The 24,762-nt window shown below is 72.6% G+C and carries 25 protein-coding genes and 1 pseudogene; 15 read left to right on the top strand and 11 right to left on the bottom strand.

Features of this window, described 5'->3' with window-relative positions; genetic code table 11:
• Positions 1–282: 282 nt before the first annotated feature.
• Positions 283–456, top strand: coding sequence for a hypothetical protein (locus tag OO68_RS45350; protein WP_106974304.1), 174 nt, complete (start codon positions 283–285; stop codon positions 454–456).
• Between the two features lie 56 nt (positions 457–512).
• A complete protein-coding gene (locus tag OO68_RS10105; protein WP_033307867.1) occupies positions 513–995 on the top strand; it encodes a GNAT family N-acetyltransferase in 483 nt (160 codons plus the stop codon).
• A gap of 20 nt (positions 996–1,015) precedes the next feature.
• Here OO68_RS10105 and OO68_RS10110 read toward each other — a convergent pair whose 3' ends face one another.
• The 4 genes and pseudogenes from OO68_RS10110 to OO68_RS46740 form a co-directional block, all read right to left on the bottom strand.
• Positions 1,016–1,429, bottom strand: coding sequence for a VOC family protein (locus OO68_RS10110; RefSeq protein ID WP_051814569.1), 414 nt, complete (start codon positions 1,427–1,429; stop codon positions 1,016–1,018).
• A 208-nt stretch (positions 1,430–1,637) separates the two neighbouring features.
• The gene (locus OO68_RS10115) at positions 1,638–2,978 is read right to left on the bottom strand and encodes an amidase (RefSeq protein WP_033307869.1); all 1,341 of its coding nucleotides are present in this window, start codon (positions 2,976–2,978) and stop codon (positions 1,638–1,640) included.
• A gap of 139 nt (positions 2,979–3,117) precedes the next feature.
• Entirely contained in the window at positions 3,118–4,143 is a 1,026-nt protein-coding gene (locus tag OO68_RS48445) for an alpha/beta hydrolase family protein (protein ID WP_033308023.1), read from the bottom strand.
• 54 nt (positions 4,144–4,197) lie between these two features.
• Positions 4,198–4,299, bottom strand: a pseudogene (locus OO68_RS46740) (LacI family transcriptional regulator); the annotation flags it as partial.
• Positions 4,300–4,485: 186 nt separating this feature from the next.
• Between OO68_RS46740 and OO68_RS10125 the strand changes: the two are divergent.
• On the top strand, positions 4,486–4,959 hold the full coding sequence (locus tag OO68_RS10125; protein WP_033307870.1) for a carboxymuconolactone decarboxylase family protein: 474 nt from the start codon (positions 4,486–4,488) through the stop codon (positions 4,957–4,959).
• A gap of 28 nt (positions 4,960–4,987) precedes the next feature.
• Here the strand turns inward: OO68_RS10125 and OO68_RS10130 are convergent, their stop codons facing one another.
• Entirely contained in the window at positions 4,988–5,692 is a 705-nt protein-coding gene (locus OO68_RS10130) for a FadR/GntR family transcriptional regulator (protein WP_033307871.1), read from the bottom strand.
• Between the two features lie 167 nt (positions 5,693–5,859).
• Here OO68_RS10130 and OO68_RS10135 point away from each other — a divergent pair, with 167 nt between their 5' ends.
• From OO68_RS10135 to OO68_RS10170, 8 genes are read left to right on the top strand one after another with little or no spacing between them, the layout of a single operon-like run.
• Positions 5,860–6,933, top strand: coding sequence for a sugar ABC transporter substrate-binding protein (locus OO68_RS10135; RefSeq protein ID WP_033307872.1), 1,074 nt, complete (start codon positions 5,860–5,862; stop codon positions 6,931–6,933).
• Positions 6,930–8,420 carry a sugar ABC transporter ATP-binding protein gene (locus OO68_RS10140; RefSeq protein ID WP_033307873.1) on the top strand — a complete coding sequence of 497 codons (1,491 nt, stop codon included), beginning with the start codon at positions 6,930–6,932 and terminating at the stop codon, positions 8,418–8,420. Before OO68_RS10135 ends, OO68_RS10140 begins: the two co-directional genes overlap by 4 nt.
• Positions 8,413–9,438 carry an ABC transporter permease gene (locus OO68_RS10145; protein WP_033307874.1) on the top strand — a complete coding sequence of 342 codons (1,026 nt, stop codon included), beginning with the start codon at positions 8,413–8,415 and terminating at the stop codon, positions 9,436–9,438. Before OO68_RS10140 ends, OO68_RS10145 begins: the two co-directional genes overlap by 8 nt.
• A gap of 36 nt (positions 9,439–9,474) precedes the next feature.
• Positions 9,475–10,818 (top strand): L-fuconate dehydratase, encoded by a 1,344-nt coding sequence (locus OO68_RS10150; protein ID WP_033307875.1) that lies wholly within the window; start codon positions 9,475–9,477, stop codon positions 10,816–10,818.
• Positions 10,815–11,573, top strand: coding sequence for an SDR family NAD(P)-dependent oxidoreductase (locus OO68_RS10155; protein WP_033307876.1), 759 nt, complete (start codon positions 10,815–10,817; stop codon positions 11,571–11,573). Before OO68_RS10150 ends, OO68_RS10155 begins: the two co-directional genes overlap by 4 nt.
• Entirely contained in the window at positions 11,570–12,556 is a 987-nt protein-coding gene (locus tag OO68_RS10160; RefSeq protein WP_033307877.1) for an aldo/keto reductase, read from the top strand. Before OO68_RS10155 ends, OO68_RS10160 begins: the two co-directional genes overlap by 4 nt.
• On the top strand, positions 12,553–12,870 hold the full coding sequence (locus OO68_RS10165; RefSeq protein ID WP_033307878.1) for an L-rhamnose mutarotase: 318 nt from the start codon (positions 12,553–12,555) through the stop codon (positions 12,868–12,870). The genes OO68_RS10160 and OO68_RS10165 overlap by 4 nt, the downstream gene beginning before the upstream one ends.
• Positions 12,867–13,700, top strand: coding sequence for an amidohydrolase family protein (locus OO68_RS10170; protein WP_033307879.1), 834 nt, complete (start codon positions 12,867–12,869; stop codon positions 13,698–13,700). Before OO68_RS10165 ends, OO68_RS10170 begins: the two co-directional genes overlap by 4 nt.
• On the opposite strand, the gene OO68_RS10175 is transcribed toward OO68_RS10170, so the two are convergent.
• Entirely contained in the window at positions 13,688–15,109 is a 1,422-nt protein-coding gene (locus tag OO68_RS10175; protein ID WP_033307880.1) for a lipase maturation factor family protein, read from the bottom strand. The two genes, OO68_RS10170 and OO68_RS10175, sit on opposite strands and share 13 nt — an antisense overlap.
• A 144-nt stretch (positions 15,110–15,253) precedes the next feature.
• On the opposite strand from OO68_RS10175, the gene OO68_RS10180 reads away from it, so the two are divergent.
• Genes OO68_RS10180 through OO68_RS10190 form a run of 3 tightly spaced genes read left to right on the top strand, consistent with a single transcriptional unit; the run spans position 15,254 to position 19,433 of the window.
• Positions 15,254–16,405 carry a DUF6777 domain-containing protein gene (locus OO68_RS10180; protein ID WP_033307881.1) on the top strand — a complete coding sequence of 384 codons (1,152 nt, stop codon included), beginning with the start codon at positions 15,254–15,256 and terminating at the stop codon, positions 16,403–16,405.
• A 54-nt stretch (positions 16,406–16,459) separates the two neighbouring features.
• Positions 16,460–18,547, top strand: a complete 2,088-nt coding sequence (locus tag OO68_RS10185; RefSeq protein WP_033307882.1) for a SpoIIE family protein phosphatase — start codon at positions 16,460–16,462, stop codon at positions 18,545–18,547.
• A gap of 22 nt (positions 18,548–18,569) precedes the next feature.
• Positions 18,570–19,433 carry an Fpg/Nei family DNA glycosylase gene (locus OO68_RS10190; RefSeq protein ID WP_033307883.1) on the top strand — a complete coding sequence of 288 codons (864 nt, stop codon included), beginning with the start codon at positions 18,570–18,572 and terminating at the stop codon, positions 19,431–19,433.
• A gap of 12 nt (positions 19,434–19,445) precedes the next feature.
• Here the strand turns inward: OO68_RS10190 and OO68_RS10195 are convergent, their stop codons facing one another.
• The 4 genes from OO68_RS10195 to OO68_RS10210 form a co-directional block, all read right to left on the bottom strand.
• Positions 19,446–20,627, bottom strand: a complete 1,182-nt coding sequence (locus OO68_RS10195) for a PP2C family protein-serine/threonine phosphatase (RefSeq protein WP_033308024.1) — start codon at positions 20,625–20,627, stop codon at positions 19,446–19,448.
• A gap of 109 nt (positions 20,628–20,736) precedes the next feature.
• The gene (locus OO68_RS10200; protein ID WP_033307884.1) at positions 20,737–21,393 is read right to left on the bottom strand and encodes a zf-HC2 domain-containing protein; all 657 of its coding nucleotides are present in this window, start codon (positions 21,391–21,393) and stop codon (positions 20,737–20,739) included.
• Positions 21,394–21,544: 151 nt separating this feature from the next.
• Complete coding sequence (locus OO68_RS10205) at positions 21,545–22,057, bottom strand: hypothetical protein (RefSeq protein ID WP_033307885.1); 513 nt, start codon at positions 22,055–22,057, stop codon at positions 21,545–21,547.
• Between the two features lie 154 nt (positions 22,058–22,211).
• On the bottom strand, positions 22,212–22,757 hold the full coding sequence (locus tag OO68_RS10210; RefSeq protein ID WP_033307886.1) for a sigma-70 family RNA polymerase sigma factor: 546 nt from the start codon (positions 22,755–22,757) through the stop codon (positions 22,212–22,214).
• A gap of 221 nt (positions 22,758–22,978) precedes the next feature.
• On the opposite strand from OO68_RS10210, the gene OO68_RS10215 reads away from it, so the two are divergent.
• Positions 22,979–24,133: a CapA family protein gene (locus tag OO68_RS10215; RefSeq protein WP_033307887.1), complete on the top strand. Its 1,155-nt coding sequence runs from the start codon at positions 22,979–22,981 to the stop codon at positions 24,131–24,133.
• 128 nt (positions 24,134–24,261) lie between these two features.
• Here OO68_RS10215 and OO68_RS10220 read toward each other — a convergent pair whose 3' ends face one another.
• A complete protein-coding gene (locus OO68_RS10220; protein ID WP_033307888.1) occupies positions 24,262–24,723 on the bottom strand; it encodes a universal stress protein in 462 nt (153 codons plus the stop codon).
• Between the last annotated feature and the right edge of the window lie 39 nt (positions 24,724–24,762).

A 24,762-nucleotide genomic window follows, 5' to 3' on the forward strand; every position in this document is an offset into this window, starting at 1 on the left:
TTGAACGTTGCCTGACGCGCGATCGTTACCGGTTGTTTTCAGCCCCATCGAGCGGGGCCCCGCTCATTTGGTTAGTCTGATCCGGACGGACAGCAGCACGGGGTCCTACCCACACCCACGGTCCGTCATGGGACCAGCCGGTTCACCACGGCCTGCTCTCCCGTGAGTCGACCGGCGCCACCGCGTCCGAACTGCATGTGACATCTCAGGCCCGAGCGGGCGTCAGGCGCAGCAGGACCGGCGCGTACGTCCCGAGGGTGACCGACACATAAGGAGTGCGCGGTGACACCGGAGAAGACGAATCGAGAACAGCGCCCCAAGGAACGCGGCGAGCGCGCCGGCCGACGGGCCGACGAGCTCGGCAGCCTCGACGTGTGGGCCCGTTCGGCCCCGATCCGCCTCGCGGGCTACGAGGAAGACCTCGCGGAGCCCCACATCCTGCCCAGCGTCGACTGACGGCGGGCAGCCCCCACCGCGTTCGCCGAGAGCATGGGCGTGCCAGACTCGCACCCATGCTGATCAGGGAAGCAACGGCTGACGACTGGCCTTGTATCTGGCCGTTCTGGCACCGCATCGTCGCCGCGGGCGAGACCTACGCATGGGACCCGGGCACCTCCGAGGAGGAGGCCCGGGTCCTGTGGATGAACCCGGCGAAACGCGTCTACGTCGTCGAGGACGACAGCGGAGCCGTCGTCGCCTCCGCCTATCTCACCCCCAACTACGGTGGCCCGGCCGCCCGCATCGCCAACGCCGGCTTCATGGTCGACCCGGACCGGGGCGGCCGGGGCCACGGACGCGCCCTGGCCGGCCACCTCCTGACCGAGGCCCGGGCCGCCGGCTACCGGGGCATGGTGTTCAACGCCGTCGTCGAGACCAACCCCGCCGTGAAACTGTGGACGTCCCTCGGCTTCACGATCCTGGGCACGGTCCCCGACGCCTTCGACCACCCCCGGCACGGCCCGGTGGGCCTGCACATCATGTACCGGGCGCTGTAGAAGCACGGCGGGCGTGGCCGTCAGGGCCGGGCGTACGGACGGGTCATGATCTCCATGTTGTGGCCGTCCGGGTCGTCGAAGTAGGCGCCGCGCCCCCCGAAGAGGTCGTTGACCCGGCCCGGCATGGTGTGGCTGGGGTCGGCGTAGTAGGTGACGCCGAGCGCATCCAGCCGGGCGATCATGGCGTCGAACTGCTCCTCGGGTACCAGGAACGCGTAGTGCTGCGGCTGGATGGGCTCGTCGCGCATCTCGTAGTAGTCGAGGGTCACACCGTTGCCCAGGTCCACGGGCAGGAAGGGGCCGAAGGGGGCGCCGACCTCCAGACCGAGGACGGCCGCCAGGAACTCGGCGGACAACCGGCGGTCCGAGGCATAGACGGCGGTGTGGTCGAGGCGGGCGACGGTGGCGGGCACGGCAGGCTGGGCAAGGGACATGAGTGGATTCGTCTCCGGGTCGTGTGAGGTCCGTGGTGAAGCGCCGCTGAGGCGCCAGGGATGAAGACACGGAGACGAGAGGCGGGGCGCGTGCCCTCTCCGGCTCTCGGACGGGTCCGGGCGGGGTCACCCCCGCCGCGCTCACGCCGAGGCCGGGCGCCTCACTCGTGCATGGCCTACGGCCGACCCGGCAGTCACCCGGCCGACCTTAGTCCATCGGCGCCGTGCGCTGCCACGGATTACGTTCCTCCAGCCGGCCTGCCAGATCGAGGAGTTGGGACTCCGAGCCGGGCCGCCCCACCAGCTGCACGGCGCAGGGGGCGCCGGAGGGCAGAGTTCCGCAGGGGACGGCCATGGCGGGCCAGCCGGTCAGGTTCCACGGGGGCGTCAAGGGCGAGTAGTTCGTGTTGGCCAGCAGGTTGCTCAGCCAGCTCCGCTCGTGCCAGGGTCCGGCCTTGGGGGAGCGGCGGGCCAGCGCCGGAGTGAGCAGCACGTCGTACTCGGTGAAGAACGGCTCCAGGCGTTCCCGGAGCTTGTCGCGGCTCGCCCCGGAGCGCACGGCGGTGATGAAGGGGCGGCCGATTCTCGCGTGGACGCGGGTGCGCCGGGTCAGCAGGCGGGGGTCGAGGGGCTGGGCGTCCGCGGCCGTGCCCGCCGTCCAGTGGATCAGCGAGGTCGTGGCGAGGGACACCGGGTAGGGCGGGTCGGCGCGCCGGACCTGGTACCCCGCCCGCATCAACAGCCCGGCCGCGTCCCGGGCGGCCGCCGCGTACGGGCGGCTGACGGTGACGCCGGCCAGCGGGCTGCGCAGCGACACCGCGACCCGGAGCGTGCCGGGCTCGGAACGGGGTGCGGGCGCGGTACCGGCGAGGACCGAGAGCATCAGGCGGGCGTCCTCGACGGTCGTCGCGAGCGGGCCGTGCTCGGCCATGCCGAACCAGTTGCTGCCCGAGCCCGTCGGGACCACTCCCCGGCCCGGCTTGATGGTGACCAGGCCGCAGTTGGCGGCCGGGATGCGCAGGGAGCCCATGCCGTCGTTGCCGAGGGCGAGCGGCACCATCCCGGCGGCGACGGCGGCCGCGCTGCCCCCCGACGAACCGCCCGCAGAACGCGCCGGGTCCCAGGGGTTGCGGGCGATGCCCAGCACGCCGTCCGTCGTGCCGAAGACGCACAGTTCGGGCACGTGCGTCAGCCCCACGACCACCGCGCCCGCCGCCCGCAACCGGGCCACCGTCACATGGTCCTGTGCCGCCGGGGTGTCCGGTGTCGCCGCCGAGCCGACGCGGGTGGACTCGCCGCGCACCGCGAGGTTGTCCTTGACGGCCACGGGCACCCCGGCCAGCGGCAGTTCGGCGAAGTCGCCGCGGGCGGCCACCTCGTCGGCCTCGGCCAGGGCCGCCTCGGCGCGCACCGCGCGGAAGGCACCCACACGGGCGTCGAGCCGCTCGATCCGGGCGAGGTGCTCGGCGACCACCTCGCGGGGCGTGACCCGCTTCTCGCGGACGGCGGCGGATATCTCGGCGGCGGTGCGGCCGGCCCAGGTGGTCACAGCGGCTCCTCGAAGGGGAATGCGCGGACTTACTGACGAGTACGCAGAGAACTCTGCACCCGGTCCGGAGCGTGCGTCGAGGCCCCCGGCCGGTTCGATGCCGGATCAGTGCTGTGGATCCCGGTCCTGACGGGGCCCCTCAGCGCAGATGGCGCGCGAGAAAGGCCTCGGTGACGTCCATCTCGGCCGCCCACCGCGGCCCGAACGTGTGGCCCTCGCCCGGGACCGTACGGAGTTCGACGTCCTTGCCGGCTTCCCCGAACGCGGCGGCGGCCTCCCGCGACCAGGTGAGCGGGCAGGTGTCGTCCGCGGTGCCGTGCTGGATCAGCAGGGGTTCGCTGACGCGGTCGGCGTAGGTCAGCGGGGAGACGCCGCGCCAGAACGCCGGGTCCTGATCGGGCGTGCCGTGCTTCTCCTCGATCTTGGCCACGAGGGGGTCGCCGTCGGGCCGCTGGAAGTGGTCGATGTTCTCCTGCGGCCGGGCGCTCACCGGCGCGTAGGCGACTGCCGCGTCGAACAGGCCGGGCGCCACGACCAGGGTGTTGTACACGACGCCGCCGCCCATCGACCGGCCGAACAGGCCGATCCGGTCGCCGTCGATCTCGGGGCGCCCGGAGTTCCGCAGGGCCAGGGCCGCGCCGATGACGTCCTCGGTGTAGCCGAGCCGCAGATTCACGTCGTTGTCCGGATCCTTGTCGGAGCGGGCGTGGTTGCGGTAGTCGGTGTGCAGGACGACATGCCCGGCGCGGGCCAGCCGGTCCTGCTCGCGGGGCATGCCCTGGCCGCTGAAGTAGACGTCCGGGTCGATGTATCCGTGCGCCAGCACCAGCGCAGGGAAGGGGCCCTTGCCCTCGGGGATGTTCATGATCCCGGAGATGGTCAGGCCGTTCGCCTCGTAGGTGACGGCGTAGCGGGTGTAGGCGGAGTTCCGGTCGAGCACGTCGCCCAGACGCAGTCCCGAGCCGGTGTGCTCGCGCTGCATCAACGCCGGGAGGGAGACGGGGTCGGCCGGGGTGGGGGTGGGCGTGGCGCGGGGGCTCTCGCTGGTGGTCCGGGCCGGCGCCGGGGAGGGCGCGGGCGCGCCGTCCTCCGCACCGCCGGTGCAGCCCGTCGCTAGGGCCAGCAGCAGTCCGGCGGCCGCGCAGGCGGTGCCCCGGAGCCGCATACGGTCCAGTGTGACCCCGACGCGTGCGGGAGGGTAGGTCCAGCCTGGTGCGGCTCGTGCCGCCCCCGTGCTGCCCCGCTCGGTCAGCCGCGGCACCGGCACCCGGACCGTCCGGGCCGGGCCGCCGTCCAGCAGGGCGGTCAGTTCCCGCGCCGACGCGGCGGCACCACGGGCGCAGGACGGCCGGATCGCCCTGCGGCTGCGCCCGTTCGAGCTGGTGACGCTCCGGCTGCGGCGCCCCTGGCGGCAGCGCGAGACGCAGGTCACATGCGTCCGTGTCACATCGCGGGGAGCCGCTGCCTCATAGGGGTGTACGCACCGACAACGGCAGAGGAGCTCACCATGAGCGCACGACTGGACGTCTTCGCCCTCCCCAGCGCGAGCAAGCTCATCAAGCAGTTCTACTCCCTGGGGCGGCTGGTCGTGGAGTCACCGCTGCCGGCCGCCACCCGGGAGCTGGTCTCGCTCCGCACGAGCCAGATCAACGGATGCGCGGTCTGCATCGACATGCACACCAAGGAGGCCACCGCCGCGGGCGAGAGCGCCGTACGGCTCCACCTGGTCGCGGCGTGGCGGGAGGCCACGGTCTTCACCGACGCCGAGCGCGCCGCGCTGGAACTGGCCGAGCAGGGCACCCGGATCGCGGACGGCGCCGGCGGGGTCCCGGACGAGGTGTGGGAGCGGGCCGCCAAGCACTACGACGAGGAGCAGCTCATGGCGCTGGTCACCCTCATCGCGTTCATGAACACCGCGAACCGGCTGAACGTCATGCTGGAGCAGCCGGCGGGCGACTACCAGCCCGGCCAGTTCAATTAAGCAGTGAGCACCGGGCCCTGGGCGTCGCCTAGGGCCCGAGCTGCGCTCGCAGCCATTCCTCCACCTCGCCGACGTGCGCGGCCGCCGCCGCGCGGGCCGCCTCCGGGTCACGGGCCGCCAGGGCGCGGTGGATCGCCGCGTGCTCGCGGCGGGTGCGGGCGAAGGCGCCCTCCTCCTGGTAGCCGCGCCAGACGCGGGCGCGGAACGTCCGGGACGACAGGCCCTCCAGGATGGCGGCCATCGTCTCGTTGCCCGCGGCCGCCGCGATCTCCCGGTGGAACGCGAGGTCGTGGGCGAGGATCTCCTCCGGGTCGTCCGTGGCGTTCATCGCCGTCAGATGTTTCTCGACCTCGGCCAGCTGGTCCGCGGTGATCCGCGCGGCGGCCAGCGCCGTCGCCGTCGACTCCAGGACCCGCCGGATCTCCAGCAGCTCGACCAGCTGCGGGCCGCGGGACAGGTCCGCCACGACGCCGAAGGTCTCCAGCAGGTCGCCGGCCTCCAGCCGGGTGACGTAGATGCCCGAGCCGTGCCGGGCCTCCAGCACGCCCATCACCGTGAGCGCGCGGATCGCCTCCCGCATCGAGCTGCGGGAGATGCCGAGCCGGGCGGCCAGATCGCGCTCGGTCGGCAGCCGCTGGCCCGGCTCCAGCCGGCCCTCGCCGATCATCGCCTTGATCCGCTCGATGGCGCGCTGCGTCACGGTGCCCTTCTGCGGGGCTGACTCGTCGTCCACGCCACTCCTCCGATCACAGCGTTCCGGCGCAGTCTAACCAGCAGGGTGGTCAGACCACTATGGGTCAGGAGCGCGGAAAGTCGCCACCGGAGGGTGTTCTGGCGCGGGATTGGTCTGATAAGTATGCGGGCAACTGCTGGACCACCGGTCGATGGGAGCCCCCTGAGATGCCCGGAAGCACAGTGCGGAAGCGGAACACGTCCCGGATGCTCGGCGCGGTGGCCCTGGCCGCCGGAGCGTCCCTGGTGCTCGCCGCGTGCGGCAGCACCAAGGACACCGGAGCCTCCGGGGCCGGAGGCGGTGACGGCACCGGCAAGGTCGGGGTGGTACTGCCCCTGCTGACTTCGCCGTTCTGGCAGTCGTACAACGACTACGTGCCGAAGATGGCGAAGTCCGAGGGCGTGGACGCGATGAAGACCGTCAACTCCAACAGCGATCCCTCGCAACAGATCACCGACATCAACAACCAGCTGAACCAGGGCGTCAAGGGACTGGTCGTCGCCCCGCTGGACAGCGCCGCCATCGAAGCCGGACTCGACCAGGCCGAACGCAAGGGCGTGCCGGTGGTCGCCGTCGACGTGGCGCCCGACAAGGGCAAGGTCGCCATGGTGGTCCGGGCGAACAACGTCGCGTACGGCGAGAAGGCCTGCCAGTACCTCGGCGAGCACATCACCTCCGGCAAGGTCGTGCAGATCATGGGCGACCTCGCCTCGGTCAACGGCCGGGACCGCTCCGAGGCGTTCCGCGCCTGCGTGAAGAAGAAGTTCCCGAAGCTGAAGGTCCTGGAGATCCCCGCAAAGTGGGAGTCCGACACGGCGGCCTCCAAACTCGACACGCTCCTCAACGCCAACCCCGACATCAAGGGCATCTACCTGCAGGCGGGCGGTGTCTACCTCGCCCCGACGCTCCAGACCCTCAAGTCCAAGGGCATGCTGAAGAAGGCCGGGCAGCAGGGCCACATCGCCATCGTCTCCAACGACGGCATCCCGCAGGAGTTCGACGCGATCCGCAAGGGCGAGATCGACGCGACCGTCTCCCAGCCGGCCGACGCCTACGCCAAGTACGGCATGTACTACATCAAGGCGGCGATGCAGGGGAAGCAGTTCAAGCCGGGTCCGACGGACCACGACTCGACCATCGTCAAGCTGCCCAGCGGCATCCTGGAGGACCAGCTGCCCGCCCCGCTGGTCACCAAGGACAACGTCGACGACCCGAAGCTGTGGGGCAACACGGTCGAATGAGCACCTCACTTGCCGAAGCACGGGGCGTCGTCAAGCGCTACGGCCCCACCACCGCCCTCGCCGATGGCCGGCTCACCGTCCTGCCCGGCGAGTCCCACGCCCTGGTCGGCCGCAACGGTGCGGGCAAGTCGACCCTCGTCCGCATCCTCACCGGCCTCCAGGCACCCGACGAGGGCACCGTCCGCTTCGACGGCGAGCCCGCGCCCCCGCTCGCCGACCGGGACGCCTGGCGCCGCAAGGTCGCCTGCGTCTACCAGCATCCGACGGTCGTCCCCGAACTGACCGTCGCCGAGAACCTGTTCATCAACCGGCAGCCGCTGCACCGGGGTTTCATCAGCTGGCGCCGCCTGAAGTCCGAGGCGGCCGCCCTCCTCGACACCTGGGACGTGCGCGTCGACCCCGGGGCCCGCACGGCCGGCCTCAAGGTCGAGGACCGGCAGATGGTGGAGATCGCCCGGGCGCTGAGCTTCGGCGCCCGCTTCATCGTCCTGGACGAACCCACCGCCCAGCTCGACAACCGCGAGATAGAACGCCTCTTCACCCGCATGCGAGCCCTCCAGGACTCGGGCGTCACCTTCCTGTTCATCTCCCACCACCTCCAGGAGGTGTACGAGGTCTGCCAGACCGTCACCGTCCTGCGTGACGCCCGCTGGATCACCACCGCGCCGGTCGCCGATCTCCCGCGCCAGGCGCTGGTGGAAGCCATGGCCGGGGAGACGATCGCCGAGACGGCCGAGCGGCAGCGGGCCGTCGACGCCGCGGGCCCCGTGCTCCTCGACGTCCGCGGCCTGCGTTCGGCGGCCTACGAGGACATCGACCTCACCGTCCGTCGCGGGGAGGTCGTCGGACTCGCCGGGTCCAGCGCCAGCGGCAAGATCGAGCTGGCCGAGACGTTCACCGGGCTGCACACCCCCACCGGCGGGACGGCCCGGCTGGACGGAGCGCCGCTCCCGTTCGGCGACGTCCGGGGAACCCTCGAAGCGGGGGTCGGCTTCGTGCCCCGCGACCGGCACGAACAGGGCCTGGTCTTCGGCATGTCCATCGGCGACAACGCCACCCTCAGCGTCCTGGACCGGCTCGGCCGCTTCGGGTTCGTCGGCACCGAACGCAAACGAGGTGTCGCCGCCGGGCTGATCGAACGGCTCGACATCCACGCCGAGGGCCCCGAGCAGCCCGTCTCGGACCTGTCCGGCGGCAACGCGCAGAAGGTCGTCATGGCCCGGGCCCTCGCCTCCGACCCCCGGCTTCTGGTCCTCGTCAACCCCACCGCGGGCGTCGACGTGAAGTCCAAGGAGGCCCTGCTCGTCCGCGTCGACGGCGCCCGCGAGGACGGCACCGCCGTCCTTGTCGTCTCCGACGAACTCGACGACCTCAGGCGCTGCGACCGGGTCCTCGTCCTCTTCCACGGCCGTGTCGTCGCCGAACACCCGGCGGGCTGGCGCGACCACGAGCTCATCGCCTCCATCGAAGGAGTGGACCATGGCTGACACCAAGGCCCCGCCGGTGAAGCCGGTGCTCGTGACCGGCACCGGCCAGGCGCGGACCGTGCTGTTGCGCAGGGCGCGCGAACTGGCCCTCGTACCGGCCCTGTTGCTGCTCATGGTGCTCGGCACGATCGTCAACGACTCGTTCCTCACCGAACGGAACCTGATCTCGATCCTCGGCGCCTCCGCCGCCCTCGCCATGGTCGTGCTCGCCGAGTCGCTCGTCCTCATCACCGGCAAGTTCGATCTGTCCCTGGAGTCGGTCGTCGGTATCGCGCCCGCCGTCGGCGCGCTGCTCGTGCTGCCGGCCGCCCAGTCCGGCTGGGGCACCGAACTCCCCGCCGCCCTCGCCCTGTTCGCGGTCCTGGTCGCGGGCGCGGCCGTCGGCGCCTTCAACGGCATCCTGGTCGTGAAGTTCAAGCTCAACGCGTTCATCGTGACGCTGGCGATGCTGATCGTGCTGCGCGGCCTGCTGGTCGGGGCGACCAAGGGCAAGACACTGTTCGGCATGCCCGACAGCTTCTACGCGCTGGCCACCACCACCTTCCTCACCGTGCCGCTGTCGGTGTGGCTCGCCGCGGTCGCCTTCGCGGTCGCCGGTCTCGTCCTGAAGTACCACCGGGTCGGACGCGCCCTGTACGCCATCGGCGGCAACGCGGACGCGGCCCGGGCGGCGGGCATCCGCGTGGAGCGCGTCATGCTCGGCGTGTTCGTCGTCGCGGGCGTCCTCGCGGCGGTCGGCGGCATCATGCAGACCGGCTACGTCGGAGCGATCAGCGCCAACCAGGGCCAGAACATGATCTTCACGGTGTTCGCGGCCGCGGTGATCGGCGGCATCGCCCTCGACGGCGGCAAGGGCACCATGTTCGGCGCTCTCACCGGCGTACTCCTTCTGGGTGTCGTACAGAACCTGCTCACCCTCGCGCAGGTGCCGTCGTTCTGGATCCAGGCCATCTACGGCGGGATCATCCTGGTCGCCCTCATGATCGCCCGGGTCACCACCGGCCGAGCCCAGGACTGACCTCCCCGCCCCCAGCACCCGACCGAAAGGACCTCCGTGTCCCCGACGCTCGCCCGCATCACCGCGGTCGACACCCACGACATCCGCTTCCCCACCTCACGCGAACTCGACGGCTCCGACGCGATGAACCCGGACCCCGACTACTCGGCGGCCTACGTCGTCCTGCGCACGGACGCGCCCGACGGGCACGAGGGGCACGGATTCGCCTTCACCATCGGGCGGGGCAACGAGGTGCAGGTCGCCGCGATCGAGGCACTGCGCGGGCACCTGGTCGGCCGGGACCTCGACGAGCTGTGCACCGACCCCTCCACCCTCAACCGCGACCTGATCGGCGACAGCCAGCTGCGCTGGCTCGGACCCGAGAAGGGCGTGATGCACATGGCGATCGGCGCCGTCGTCAACGCCGTGTGGGACCTGGCCGCCAAGCGCGCCGGCCTGCCACTGTGGCGGCTGCTCGCCGAGGCCGAACCCGAATGGATCGTCCGCCAGGTCGACTTCCGCTACCTCACCGACGCCCTCACCCCCGAGGAGGCCCTGGCCCTCCTGCGCCGGGGCCGGCAGGGCGCGAAGGAGCGCACGGCCCGCCTGCTGGAGCGCGGCTACCCCGCCTACACCACCTCGCCCGGCTGGCTCGGCTACGACGACGAGAAGCTCACCCGACTCGCGTCCCAGGCCGTCGCCGACGGCTTCCGGCAGATCAAACTCAAGGTCGGCGCCGACCTCGACGACGACATCCGCCGCTGCCGCGTGGCCCGTTCGGTCATCGGGCCGGACGTCCGGATGGCCGTCGACGCCAATCAGCGCTGGGACGTCGACGAGGCGATCCGCTGGACCAAGGCCCTCGCCGAGTTCGACCCGTACTGGATCGAGGAGCCCACCAGTCCCGACGACGTCCTCGGCCACGCGGCGATCCGCCGGGCCGTCGCCCCCGTGAAGGTCGCCACGGGCGAACACGTGCAGAACCGGATCGTCTTCAAACAGCTCCTCCAGGCCGGCGCGCTCGACGTCGTCCAGATCGACGCGGCCCGCGTCGGCGGCGTCCCCGAGAACCTCGCCGTCCTGCTGCTCGCGGCCAAGTCCGGCGTGCCGGTCTGCCCGCACGCGGGCGGTGTCGGCCTGTGCGAACTCGTCCAGCACCTGTCGATGTTCGACTACGTGGCCCTCACCGGCACCACCGAGGACCGCGTCATCGAATACGTCGACCACCTGCACGACCACTTCCTCGATCCGGTGGTGCTCCGCGAAGGTCACTACACGGCACCCACCGCGCCCGGCTTCTCGGCGGCCATGCGGCCCGAGTCACTGGCGCGGTACACCTACCCGGGCGGCGCGTACTGGGCCGCCGACCTCGACGACACGAAGAGGGAGCAGGCCCAATGAGCGACTTCGAGGGTCTGAAGGCCCTGGTGACGGGCGGCGCCTCCGGCATCGGCCGGGCGACCGCCGAGCTCCTGGCCGAGCGCGGCGCCCAGGTCGCCGTCCTCGACCTGGACCCGTCGTCCGTCGACAAGCCGCTGCTCGCCCACCGCGCGGACGTCACCGACGACGCGTCCGTGCGCGAGGCCGTCACGGCCGCGGTCGCCGGCCTCGGCGGCGCCCTCGACGTCCTGGTGAACAACGCGGGCATCGGCGCCCGGGGGACCGTCGAGGACAACCCCGACGACGAGTGGCACCGCGTCTACGACGTCAACGTGCTCGGCATGGTGCGCACCACCCGCGCCTGCCTGCCCCACCTGCGCGCCTCCGGACACGCGGCGATCGTCAACACCTGCTCCATCGCCGCCACCGCGGGCCTGCCGCAGCGCGCCCTGTACAGCGCCACCAAGGGCGCGGTGTACTCCCTCACCCTCGCCATGGCCGCCGACCACGTCCGCGAGGGCATCCGCGTCAACTGCGTCAACCCGGGCACCGTCGACACCCCGTGGGTCGGCCGACTCCTCGACGCCGCGCCCGACCCGGCCGCCGAACGGGCCGCCCTGGAGGCCCGCCAGCCCACCGGCCGGCTGGTCTGTGCGGCCGAGGTCGCGGGCGCCATCGCCTACCTGGCGAGCCCCCTGTCCGGCGCCACCACCGGCACCGCCCTCGCCGTCGACGGCGGCATGCAGGGCCTGCGGCTGCGCCCGGGGGCCCGGTGAACCGGCTCGGCCGCAGCCGCGTCGAGGTCAGCGCCCTGTCCTTCGGCGCCGCCGCCATCGGCAACCTGTACACGGAGGTCGGCGAGGAGCAGGCGCACGAGGCCGTGGACGCCGCCTGGCAGCGCGGCATCCGCTACTTCGACACCGCCCCGCACTACGGCCTCGGCCTGTCCGAACGCCGCCTGGGCGCCGCCCTGCGCGAGCGCCCCCGCGACCGGTACACGGTCTCCACGAAGGTGGGCCGCCGCCTGGAGCCCTCGGACGGCACCGGCGACGACCTGGCGGGCGGCTTCGCCGTGCCCGCGACGCACCGCCGCGTGTGGGATTTCAGCGCCGACGGCGTACGCCGCACCCTGGAGGCCAGCCTGGCACGCCTCGGCCTCGACCGGGTCGACGTCGTCTACCTCCACGACCCCGACGAGCACGCCGAACAGGCCTTCCGTGAGGGCTATCCGGCGCTGGAAAGACTCCGCTCCGAGGGCGTGGTGGGTGCGATCGGTGCCGGGATGAACCAGGCGGGGATGCTCACCCGCTTCGTCCGCGACACCGACGTCGACGTGGTGCTGTGCGCCGGCCGCTACACCCTGCTCGACCAGAGCGCCCTCACCGGCCTGCTGCCCGCGGCCCAGGAACGCGGCACGTCCGTCGTCATCGGCGGCGCCTTCAACTCCGGCCTGCTGGCCAACCCCGAGCCCGGGGCGAGGTACAACTACACCGTCGCCCCCTCGGCACTGGTCGAGCGCGCCCTGCGTCTGAAGTCCGTCGCCGACCGGCACGGCACCACGCTGCGTGCCGCCGCCCTGGCCTTCTGCGCGGCCCACCCGGCCGTCGCCAGCGTCCTCGTCGGTGCCCGCTCCGCTCACGAAGTGCGCGACTGCGCGCACCAGTTCGCAGCCCGCGTGCCCGCAGGGTTCTGGCAGCAGCTGCGTGCCGAGGGCCTCCTGCCCGACGAGGCCCCGGTACCCCTTGAGGAGCCGTCATGAGGGTCGCCCTGCACACCAGGGTCCGCGCCGACCGCGTCGCGGAGTACGAGGCGGCCCACCGCGAGGTGCCGGAGGAGCTCACCGACGCCATCCGCGCCGCCGGCGCCACCTCCTGGACGATCTGGCGCAGCGGGACGGACCTCTTCCACGTCCTGGACTGCGAGGACTACGCCCTGCTCCTCGCCGAACTGGCGAAGCTGCCGGTCAACGTCGCCTGGCAGGCCCGCATGGCCGAACTGCTGGACGTCGTGCACGACTACTCCGGCGACGGCGCGGACGCCGGCCTGCCCGTCGTCTGGGAGCTGCCGTCATGACCGTCGTCGACGCCCACCACCACGTGTGGGACCTGTCCGTACGGGACCAGGACTGGATCACCGGCCCCGAACTCGCCCCGCTCCGGCGCGACTTCACCATGAACGACCTGGCATCCGAGGCGAGGGCCGCCGGAGTGGGCCGCACGGTCCTCGTCCAGACCGTCACCGTGCCCGAGGAGACCCCCGAGTTCCTGGCCCTGGCCGCCGAGCACGACCTGATCGCGGGGGTCGTCGGCTGGACCGACCTCACCCGCCCCGACGTCGCCGACGAACTCGCCCGGCTGCGCGAACTGCCGGGCGGGCGGTACCTCAAGGGCATCCGCCACCAGGTCCAGGGCGAGTCCGACCCGGCGTGGCTACTGCGCCCGGACGTCCGGCGCGGACTGGCCGCCGTGGCCGACGCCGGACTGGTCTACGACCTCGTCGTCCTGCCCCGCCAGCTCCCGGCCTGCGTCCGGGCCGCAGCCGACCTGGCCGGCCTCACCTTCGTCCTCGACCACCTGGGCAAACCGCCCATCGCCTCCGGCGCCCTCGAACCCTGGGCGTCCGGCCTGCGCGCCCTCGCAGCCCTGCCGAACACGGCCGCCAAGCTGTCCGGCCTGGTCACCGAGGCCGACGTCGCCTCGTGGACCGTCGAGGACCTGCGCCCCTACGCCGACGTGGCCCTGGAGGCCTTCGGGCCCGGCAGGCTGATGTACGGCTCGGACTGGCCGGTGTCCACCCTTGCGGCGGCCTACGGGGACATCCTCGACGCCACGCGCCGGCTGACCGACCCGCACGACCACCCGCAGATATTCGAGACCACCGCCACCCGCCTCTACGACCTGTGAACCGGTCCGGCCAGACGGGTCGGCGGCAGGTACTCCCGTACGAACGTCCGTTCCCAGCACGCGCCCGTCTCCCGCAGCTCGCGCCACGTCGTGTAGCGGTACCGGAACAGGCGGGCGCGCACGTACCGCGGGGGCTCGTCCTTCGGGAAAGGCGAGCGGCGCAGGAGTTTCAGGGTGTCCCGGTCGTTCTCCAGGAGCCGCTCCACCAGCGTGCCGAACCAGGCGTCGGCGTAGGCGGGGGAGAGGGCCGCGAACCACATCAGCCAGTCGAGCCGCAGGTGATAGGGCGCGAACTGGCGCGGCCAGCGCCGGGGATCGCCCGGCTTGCCCTTGAACTCGTACTCCCGCCAGTCCGAGTCCGCACGCGGTACGTCGTCCCTGGTGCCCTCCAGCACCACCTCGTACCGCACCCGGCTCACGCTGCCGAACGCTCCGTAGGTGTTGACCAGATGGAGCGGGTCGAAGGAGCGGTTCATGACCTGGCGGCGGGACAGCATGTTGCGCACCGGCCGGTAGCCGAGGCCCACCAGCAGCGCGGCCACCGCGAGGACCACCACCACGAACCACAGGGGCGCTTCGGGCACCTCGGGCGGATCGGCCGGGAAACGCACCGCCGCCAGCGCCAGCACGATCGTGATCCAGTTCAGCCAGGAGAAGTTGCCCGACAGCACCAGCCACAGCTGGGTGACGATCATCAGCGACGCGGCGGCCGTCGCGACGGGCTGCGGGGTGAACAGCAGGAACGGCACCACGAGCTGGGTGACGTGGTTCGCGGCCACCTCCACGCGGTGCAGGGGCCGGGGCAGATGGTGGAAGAACCAGCTCAGCGGACCCGGCATGGGCTGGGTCTCGTGATGGTGGTCCAGGCACGTCAACTTCCGCCAGCACTCGTCGCCGCGCATCTTGATCAGCCCCGCGCCGAACTCCACCCGGAAGAGGATCCACCGCAGCAGGAACAGCACCACGACCGGCGGCGCCACCTGGTCGTTGCCGAGGAACACGGCGAGGAAGCCGACCTCCAGGAGCAGTGACTCCCAGCCGAACGAGTACCAGGTCTGCCCCACGTTGACGATCGACAGGTACAGCACCCACGGCACCAGCCACAGCAGCATGGCGCCCCACAACGGGAGCAGCGAGTCCAGCCCGGCCAGCAGCGCCGCCGCCACCGCGCAGCCCGCCCAGGCGCAGAGCGCGAAGAAGCGGTCCGAGTAGTGCCACTGGAACAGGCTCGGCGCCCGCCTGAACGGCACCCGCTCCACGAACCGCGGCACGGGCAGCATGCCGCGCCGCCCGATCAGCGGACGGAACTGGAGGGCCGCCGTCAGGAACGCCACCAGGTACACGGCGGCCAGCGCCTTCTGGAAGACCAGCCGGGTCAGCCAGTAGTCGGATGCGGTGAACCACTCCACGTCCGTGCGCTCCTCCTCCTCGTGCGGCGCATCAGCCCGCCGTCACGATCCGTGTAACGCCGCTCCGGTTGCGTAACCCGAGTGAGCGAAGCAAACAATAGTGACGAGCCGCCGGAAACGGGCCGAGGTGAGCGGGAGGGCGAGGTGCGGACACCCACCGGGACCTTCGCCCTGGCCTGCGTGCTCTCGGCGGCGCTCCTCCTCTCGGGCTGCGGCGGCACCACCGGTCGCGGCGGCACCCCCGGCCTCGGCGACGACGCGGGCACCGGCACCGGTGGTGAACTCCTCCTCCAGCCGGCAGCCGATCCGGGGCCCGACCCCTTCACGGATTCCACGGCCCTCACGGCGGCTACCCCGTCCCCCGCCCCGCGAACGCCGGGCGGGCCCCGCTCCCTCTCCGGGGCGACGCCCGGCCTGTACGGCGGCACCGAGCGGACCGGCAGCTGTGACATCGGCCGGCAGATCGGCCATCTGACCCGCGACCCCGCCCGGGGCCGCGCCTTCGCCGAGGCCACGGGCATCTCCCCGGCGTCCGTCCCCGACCACGTGCGCGCGCTGACACCCGTCGTCCTGCGCGCCGACACCCGCGTCACCGGCCACGGCTTCCGGGCCGGACGGATCACCCGCCACCAGTCCGTCCTCCAGACCGGCACCGCCGTCCTCATCGACGACCGCGGCCTGCCGCGCCTGCGCTGCGCCTGCGGCAACCCGCTCGGCCCTCCGGTGGCGCCGCGCGGTACGCCGGTCACCACGGGCACGCCCTGGCCGGGCTACCGACCCGGCGAGGCGGTCGTCGTGACCCCCGCCCCGCGGGCCGTCACCCTCTTCACGATCATCGACAGCACCTCCCGGGCCTGGATCGAACGCCGCACCGGCCACGACGTACGGCACGACCGGGCCCTGCCCCCGCCGGTCCGGGCGGCACACCCACCGCGGCCCTCCCGGACCCCGGCCCCGGACCCGGGCCCCGGCACGCGCAGCGCATCCCCCTGGGACGCCCCGGCAGACGCGGGCCTCCCCGACACCGACACCGACCCGCCCGTCGACAGCGGCAGCGCGGACACGGACGTCGGCACGCCCGTGCCTCCCGCCGTGGAGGTCCCGCCTTCCGGCCGGCCGACCGACCCGGAGGACTCCGGAGGCCCGGACGAGGTCGGACCCGACGCCGTCCCGGACAACCCCGATCCGCCCGACGGCGCCGGGCTCATCCCCGACGACCGGGCCGCCGAACGCATCCCCGGCAGCTCCGCAAACGTCTTCACCGACTGGGGGCCGGTCCGGCGGAGCGGCTCGTAGACTCGGCACATCCATCCGGTCGAAGAATCGGACGAATCCTGGCAAGGTGGGCCCATGGCTGATCGGGGAGCGAGTGCCCTGTCCCTCCCGGACGACTGGCCCGCCCACCCGGACCCGATCCTCGTGCTCAACCGGATGGGCAGCTTCGACTGGGATCTGGACACCGGCCTGATGCAGATGGACGCCCAGGCCCACGAAGTCTTCGACGTGCGCCCCGACGAGTACGACGACCACCCCGAGACCCTCGCCAAACGCGTCCCGCCCGACGAGTCCCGGCGCCTGGACACCGCGGTCTCCCAGGCCCTGAAGGACGGCAGCGAGAACTACGGCGCCTACTTCCGCATCCGCCGCCGCGACGGCAGCCTGCGCTGGACCCACACCCAGGGCTACATCCGGCGTGACGACACCGGGCGCCCCCGCCGCATCATCGGCATCATCCGGGACGCCACCCAGGAACTCGGCGAGAGCGCCGCCCGTCGCGACCAGGCCGCCCAGGACGAGGCCCGCCGCTGGCAGACCAGCGTCGTCGAGCTCACCACGGCCGCCCTCGCCCACGCCCGCACGGTCCAGGACGTCATCGACGTCCTCAAGGACACCCACGGCCTCACCCACCTGGGCGCCGCCAGCCTCGTCATGGGCCTGGTCGAGGCCGGCCGCATCCGTCTGGTCGCCGAGGGGCCCGCGGACAGCTTCGTGCCCGGCACCCGCGTCACCCGGATCGACGAGCCCTACCCGATGAGTGAGGCCGTCCGGACCCTCGGCCCGTGCTTCATCGAGTCCCCGCAGGAGTTCGCCGAGCGCTACCCCATCCTGTGGCCCCACATCACCGACCTCGAGATCACCTCGGCCGCCTATCTGCCGCTCATCGTCCAGGCCCGGCCGATTGGCGTGGTGGGGCTGCTCTACAGCGACCGCTACGGCTTCACGTCCGAGGAACGCAACATCCTCGTCGCCCTCGGCAGCAGCATCGCGCAGAGCCTGCAACGGGCCATGTTCTACGAGCAGGAGATGGACCTCGCGCAGGGCCTCCAGCAGGCCATGCTGCCCCGGACCATCCCGAGCGTGCCCGGCGCCGACGTCGCCGTGCGCTACCGCGCCGCCACCATCGGCGGCTCCTTCGGCCGGGACATCGGCGGCGACTGGTACGACCTGATCCCGCTGCCCGGCGGCCGGGTCGGCGCCGTCATCGGCGACGTCCAGGGCCACGACACGCACGCGGCCGCCGTCATGGGGCAGCTGCGCATCGTGCTGCGCGCCTACGCCGCCGAGGGGCACCCCCCGGCCACCGTCATGGCCCGGGCCTCCGTCTTCCTGCACGAACTCGACACCGACCGCTCCGCGACCTGCCTCTACGCCGAGGCCGACCTGACCACCGGCGTGCTCCAGATGGTCCGGGCCGGGCACATCGATCCGCTGGTGCGGCACACCGACGGCACCTGCCGGCGCGTCACCGTCCCCGGCGGGCTGCCGCTCGGCCTGTCCGCCGAGTTCGGCCGCCTCGACTACCCCGTGGGCACCCTGGAGCTCGACCCCGGCGACACCCTGCTGCTGTGCACCGACGGCCTGGTGGAGCAGCCCGGCGCCGACCTCGACGACGGCATGCGCACCCTCACCGCGCTCGTCGACACCGGCCCCGAGGACGTACGGGACCTGGCCGACCGGCTCATCGACGTGGCAGCCGAGCGGGGCGGCGACGACGACGTGGCGCTGCTCCTGCTGCGCCGCCGCGACCCGGACGGCACGCGGTCCGGCCGCCGGCTCCAGCGGCATGTGGCCCCCGGCGACCCCGGCGCCCTCGCCGAGGCCCGGCGCATGATCCGCACCGCGGTCACCGGGTGGGGAGCGGGCGAGCGCGCCGACGAGATCGAACTGGTCGCCGACGAGCTGATCACCAACGCCCTGATGCACACCGAGGGCTCCGCGGTCGTCACCCTGCGGGCCTTCAGCGGCTCGGAGCGCCGGCTGCGCGTCGAGGTCGAGGACTCCTCCAGCGCCCTGCCACGCCGCCGGGAGGCGGGCGACTCGGGCGTCTCCGGGCGGGGCCTGCTCCTGGTCGAGCTGCTCACCGACGTGTGGGGCGTGGAGGCCCGGGGCGGCGGCAAGGCGGTGTGGTGCGAGTTCGTGGTGCCCGGCTCCGGCTGACCGGGCGTGGCACTCTGGACCCATGCCGGAACTCCCCGAGGTCGAGGCGCTCAAGGACTTCCTGACCGAGCACCTCGTCGGCCACGAGATCGTACGGGTGCTGCCCGTGGCGATCAGCGTCCTGAAGACGTACGACCCGCCCCTGTCCGTGCTGGAGGGCCGCGAGGTCACCGCCGTGCGCCGGTACGGCAAGTTCCTCGACCTCGCGACCGCGGACGGCCCGCACCTCGTGACGCACCTGGCCCGCGCCGGCTGGCTGCACTGGAAGGACCGCCTCCCCGACGGCCCGCCCCGCCCCGGCAAGGGCCCCCTCGCGCTGCGCGTGGCCCTGGAGACCGGCGCGGGGTTCGACCTCACCGAGGCCGGCACGCAGAAGCGGCTCGCGGTGTACGTCGTGGCCGACCCGCAGGAGGTCCCGGGCGTGGCCCGGCTCGGCCCCGATCCGCTCGCGGACGACTTCGGCGAGCGGCGCCTCGCGGAGCTCCTGGCCGGGGAACGACGGCAGCTCAAGGGCGCGTTGCGCGACCAGAGCCTGATCGCGGGTGTCGGCAACGCTTACAGCGACGAGATCCTGCACGCGGCGAGGATGTCGCCGTTCAAGCTGGCGGCGTCCCTGAGCGAGGAGGAGACCGGACGGCTGTACGCGGCCCTGCGCGACACGCTCACCGAGGCGGTCGAACGGTCCCGGGGCGTGGCGGCGGGGCGGCTCAAGGCCGAGAAGAAGAGCGGACTGCGCGTCCACGGCCGTACCGGCGAGCCCTGCCCGGTGTGCGGCGACACCATCCGCGAGGTGTCCTTCGCCGACTCCTCGCTCCAGTACTGCCCGACCTGCCAGACGGGCGGCAAGCCGCTCGCGGACCGCAGGATGTCCCGCCTGCTCAAGTGAGACGGTGCCGCGTCAGCGCGGCGGCGGAGTCCACTCGAACATCAGGATGGTCGCGTCGTCGCGTAGCCGGCCGGCGGGCGAGTCGAGGATGGAGTGGATGAGCCGCCGCAGCGTCTCGGGCGCCAGCTCGCCCGCGGCCATCGTGCGGATGATGTAGTCGGCGAACTGTTCGAGGCCGAACTCGGCGCCGTCGCCGGTGCGGGCCTCGGTCACCCCGTCGGTGTACATCAGGACCCGGTCGCCGGGCTTCAGCGCGATCTCGTGCGTCTGCCGCTGCCGCCCGGCGAGCAGGGACGGCTGCCCCATCGGCGGTTCGGGATCGCGCAGCATGGCGTCGGTGCGCAGCCGCCCGTCGCGGATGAGCAGCGGGGTGGGGTGCCCGCAGTTGCTCCACCGCAGCACTCCGGACGCCAGGTCCAGCTGGGCCATCACGCCCGTGCAGAACTGGTCGGGGAGCCAGTGCGCCAGGGCGTCGTCGACGCACTCGACCAGTTCGGGCAGGTCCGCCCCGGTCCGCCGGGCGTTGCGGCACGCGGCCAGCGCCACGGCCGTGGTGAGCCCGGAGGCCAGGTTGTGCCCCATGGCGTCGAGGACCGTGGCGTGCAGGGCCGTCTCCGTGAGGGAGTGGTCGAAGGCGTCGCCGCCGAGGTCGTAGGCCGGTTCCAGAACAGCCGTGGACACCACGTGGGCGGTGCCGATCGTGCGCGGCGGCAGGAAGGCCCGCAGCATCTCGGCGGGCAGCCGCATCGGCTCGGTGCGCGTACGCCGGACGAAGGAGTCCTTGTACGCCCGCTTCGACGTGATCATCATGGCGAGCAGCGTGGCGAGGGCCCGGCCGCGGCGCAGCACCGCCGGGGTCAGCGACGGGGACAGCACCGCGAGGACGCCGAGCCGCTCGGCGCCGTCCAGGAGGGGGATCCAGGCCGTCATGCCGCCCGTCCCGGACTCCTCGACCCGCAGCGACTGGGTGCGGTAGGTCCAGCCGGCGAGCGAGTCGTCGACGGGCAGGGACCGGGTCACGTCGGTGAGCGGCACGAGCCGGCGCTGCTGGAGGTCGGCCAGGTACACCACGGAGTGCTGGAGGCCGAGGGCCGCGGTGCAGCGGGCGACCGCGGCGGGCAGTTCCAGCGCCGAGGTCTCCGGGTCGGCGAGGAACTCCTCCAGGCGACCGCCGCCGGTCTCTGCCGTCGTCACCTCGTCTCCCTCCGCCGGGACCGCGGGCACCCGGTGATCTCCCGGGTGCGTCGCCAGCAGTCTCACACCGGGGCGGGGGGAGCGCCCGGCGGCCGGGGCGGACGGATGGTCAGCTCGGCTGGAGTCTCCACAGGACCTCGCCGGAGGCCGAGCGGATCTCGTAGCGTGCGATCTGCCCCGGATGCATGGAGGTGCTGGCCATCATCGTGTCGGGGTCGGCGTCGTGCCCCGGGCCGTGCCAGCTGGTCGCGGTCTCCTCGGTGCCGTCGCGTCCAATGATGACCAGGTGGCAGGCGCGCGGCCCGGCGGCGTCCTTCACCTTCAGCTCGACCTGGCTGCCCGAGGCCTCGTCCGCCGTCGTCACCTGCGCCCACACCCCCGTCCGCGTGTCGGTCGCCGCGACCGTCCGGGGCTCCTCGGCGCTGCTGCCCTGGGCCATCATCGCGATGCCCGGTACGGACGCCGCGAAGACCACCGAGGCGGCCAGGGCGAACAGCAGGCGTCTGCGTCCGGCCCGGCGCCGGGTCGCCACCTCGGCGAGCAGCGCGTCCAGCATGCGCGGACCGGGCTGCGCCATCGGGTGCACGAACCGGGGCGTGGAGCGCCGGTACAGCATCAACTGCCGTGTGGTGGCGCCGAATTCCGTCACCTCTGCAGCGCACCGAGGGCACTCCATGAGGTGGTCCTCGAAGCGGAAGGCCTCCGCCTCGTCCAGCACGCCGAGCGCGTAGGCCGCGACGTCGCGATGCCTCTCCAGGGACCTCATGCCGAATCCTCGTGCCGTTGGGTGCGGGTGGGGTTACTCCTTGCTCCCACCGGTACGGACCAGGCAGCGGAATCACTCAAGCCGGTGACACAATCGCAACCAAAGGATTCGGAGCCCTCCGGCTCCCGGATTGGTCCGGGGCCGCAGAAATTCAAAAAAGATGGATGGCGAGGTGTCCCAGGGGCAGTCCGAGCTGCCAGGCGGGCGTCCAGACCTTCGGCCCGTCGTCCTCCCCGGCCACGGGAGCACCGCCCGGAACCGCGTTCAGATCGGGCGCGAGCAGCTCCGTCTCCTGGAGCCAGCGCCAGGCCTCCTCCGCGAGGTCCAGGTCCGGTGCGGGGCCGCCCGTCCGCGCTGCGCCCGCGGCGAGCTCGGCCAGCCGTTCGCGCACCCACTCCTGCCACGGCTGGTCGTACGCCGTCAGCGACAGCCACGTCTCCAGCTGCGTGACGACCCGGATGCCGGACAGCTCCCCGTCGGTGTCGGACAGGAAGATGGTCAGCGCCAGGGCGTCCCGCCCGGCGCGGAACTCGAAGGACGTCGGCGGCATCAGATCGCCCGTCCGCAGCAGCTCGTCGGCGATGTACTCGGCGTACAACCACGCCATGGGAACGGTCAGTTCGCCGTCGGCGCCGTCCGTGCTCCCCTGCTCTTCGTCCAGCATCCCTTCCTGCCTTCCTCCGGTACGTGCGCGTTGCCCGACACCGGGCCCCCGGGGACGCTCGCGGCCCCCCTCCGGAACACGGATGAGAACAGCCGATTACTCAACCGGGGTCATCGGCAAGGCGCTTTACGGAGGCTTGACCCATCCATTGGTTTCACCGCAGGTCGGCGGCGTAACCCGGTAGCACCCTGCGCAGGGCGCGCAGCGCGTAGTACGCGCGGGACTTCACCGTACCGGGCGGGATCCCGAGGGTCGCCGCTGCTTCCGCCACACTCGCCCCCTGGAAATACACGAGCACCAGGACTTCACGGTGCTGTGGAGTGAGTGTCTTCACAGCCTGGCGGACATCGAGCATCGCCGCGGCCCGCTCGGCGTGGTCGGAGATGACCCGCGCGTTCTCCAGCACCGCGTCCCCGACCTCGGGCGGACGGGCCTGGCGGGCTCGCCGGGCGTCGATCGCGAGCCGCCGCGCGACGGTCATCAGCCAGGGCCGTACGGAGTCGAAATCGTCGGCGCGCAGGGCCTCGGGGTGCTGCCAGGCACGCACCAGCGTCTCCTGGACCAGGTCCTCCGCGCGCTGCCGGTCGCCGTCGCACAGCCGCAGCAGCAACGCGAAGAGGGGCCGGCCGTGCTCCCGCTGCAGTGCGGCGAGCTCGTGCTCGGCGGTCGTTCCGTTCGTGAGAGTGGATCCGGCCGTCATGGCCGTATGCCACCGCAGGGTGTGGCCCCGGCACAGGGCACGTACCCGGCTGTGCGGCGGACGGTCGATCGCGTCGACGAACGGTTCGACGAACGGTCGGGTGCCCGGCCATGTGGGTGCCGGACGGGCTGATGAGCGTGTCGGAGCAGCGTGGGGCGTCGAGAGCCTTCTTTCCTGATTGTGCGTAAATACGACCACAACGCCCACAGTGGGGTGAATGCATGCTCGCGCGCAGTCGACAGATCGCCCTGGCCCTGACCGTCGTCCTCGCCGCAGGCGCCGCCTGCCAGGCCCGCGGCCACGACAAGCCCGACCGCGGACGCCCGGCACCGGCCGCCGCCGGACCCCGCGGCTTCACACTCGTCGCCTCCGGTGACGTCCTCCCGCACGACACGATCATCGACCGGGCCCGCTTCGACGCCGACGGCACCGGCTACGACTTCCGGCCGATGCTCGCCGGGATCCGCTCCGTCGTCTCCCGCGCCGACCTGTCCCTGTGCCACATGGAGACCGTCTACGGCGCGGACGGCGTCTACACCGGCTACCCGACCTTCAAGTCCCCGCCCGAGGTGGCCCGGGCGCTCGCCGTCACCGGCTACGACGGCTGCTCCACCGCCTCCAACCACACCCTGGACGACGGCGCCGACGGCATCCGCCGCACCCTCGACACCCTCGACCGGGCAGGGGTCCGGCACGCCGGATCGGCCCGCACCGAGCAGGAGGCACGCACGACGACGGTCCTGCGGGCCGGCACGGCCACGGTCGCCCACCTCGCCTACACCTACGACACCAACGGCTTCCCCCTCCCGGCCGGACAGCCGTGGGCCGTCAACCTCATCGACGAGGCCAGGATCATCGAGGACGCCCGGGCCGCGCGCCGGGCGGGCGCCGACGTCGTCGCGGTCTCCCTGCACTGGGGCACCGAGTGGCAGGACGCCCCCGACGACCGGCAGCTGACCCTGGCCCGGACCCTCACCGCCGCACGCACCGGGAACCGCCCCGACATCGACCTGATCCTCGGCACCCACGCACACGTCCCGCAGGCCTACGAGAAGGTCAACGGCACCTGGGTGATCTACGGCATGGGCGACCAGATCGCCGGCGAGATGACCAACTACCAGGGCGCCAAGGACCCGCGGGGCAACCAGTCCACCCTGGGCCGCTTCACCTTCGCCCCGCCCGCACGGCCCGGCGAGCGCTGGAAGGTGACGAAGGCGGAGTTCGTCCCGCAGCTGTTCGACGTCGACGCGGGCCGGGTCGTCAACCTCAACCGGGCGATCGCGCAGGGCGCCGACGTCCGGGCCGTCCGCGACCGCATCCGTGACGTCGTCCTCAGCCGCGGCGCGGCCGGGGACGGCCTGGTGATGGGGGAGTAGGCCCGCTGCGGCTGCCCTAAGCCCCGCGGACACCTGACGGCGGTTCATGAAGGACCGGCCGCACAACAGCGGCCGCCGGCACGGCCCCGGGCGGTCACCTCCCGCACCGCCCGCCCGGGCGTCACCCGCTACGGCACCACCGTCACCGGCCACCGCCCCGCCTTCACCAGGCGGACCGCCACCGAGCCGACGATGCGGTGGCCCGCCTGCTCCGAGGCGCCCACGACCACCGCGTCCGCCTTGAGTTCGTCGGCCGCCGTCACCAGGCCGTTGTAGGGATCGCCGCGGAACGTGTGGAACTCCCAGCGGACCTCGAATATCCCCTTGAGCCGCTCGGCCGCCTCCCGGATCTGCGCCACCAGGTCCTCGGCTATCTCGTCCGTCGTCTCCGCCACCGGCGCCCCCAGCGCCGCGCCCGCCGCCAGCACCGGCTGCACGTACACCACCGCGAGCAGTGCGTGCTGCCGGCGGGCCAGCCCGGCGGCGTAAGCCGCGGCCCGCAGGGAGGACTCGGAGCCGTCCACCCCGGCCACGATCACCTTGGGCCCGTCCGTGCCCCGCTCGAACCGATGGGCGTGCTGTTCCGTCACGCCGCGAGGCTATCGGAACACCGAGGTCCGCCCGCCGGG

It is taken from the genome of Streptomyces iakyrus, assembly GCF_000717055.1.
GTDB lineage: Bacteria > Actinomycetota > Actinomycetes > Streptomycetales > Streptomycetaceae > Streptomyces > Streptomyces iakyrus.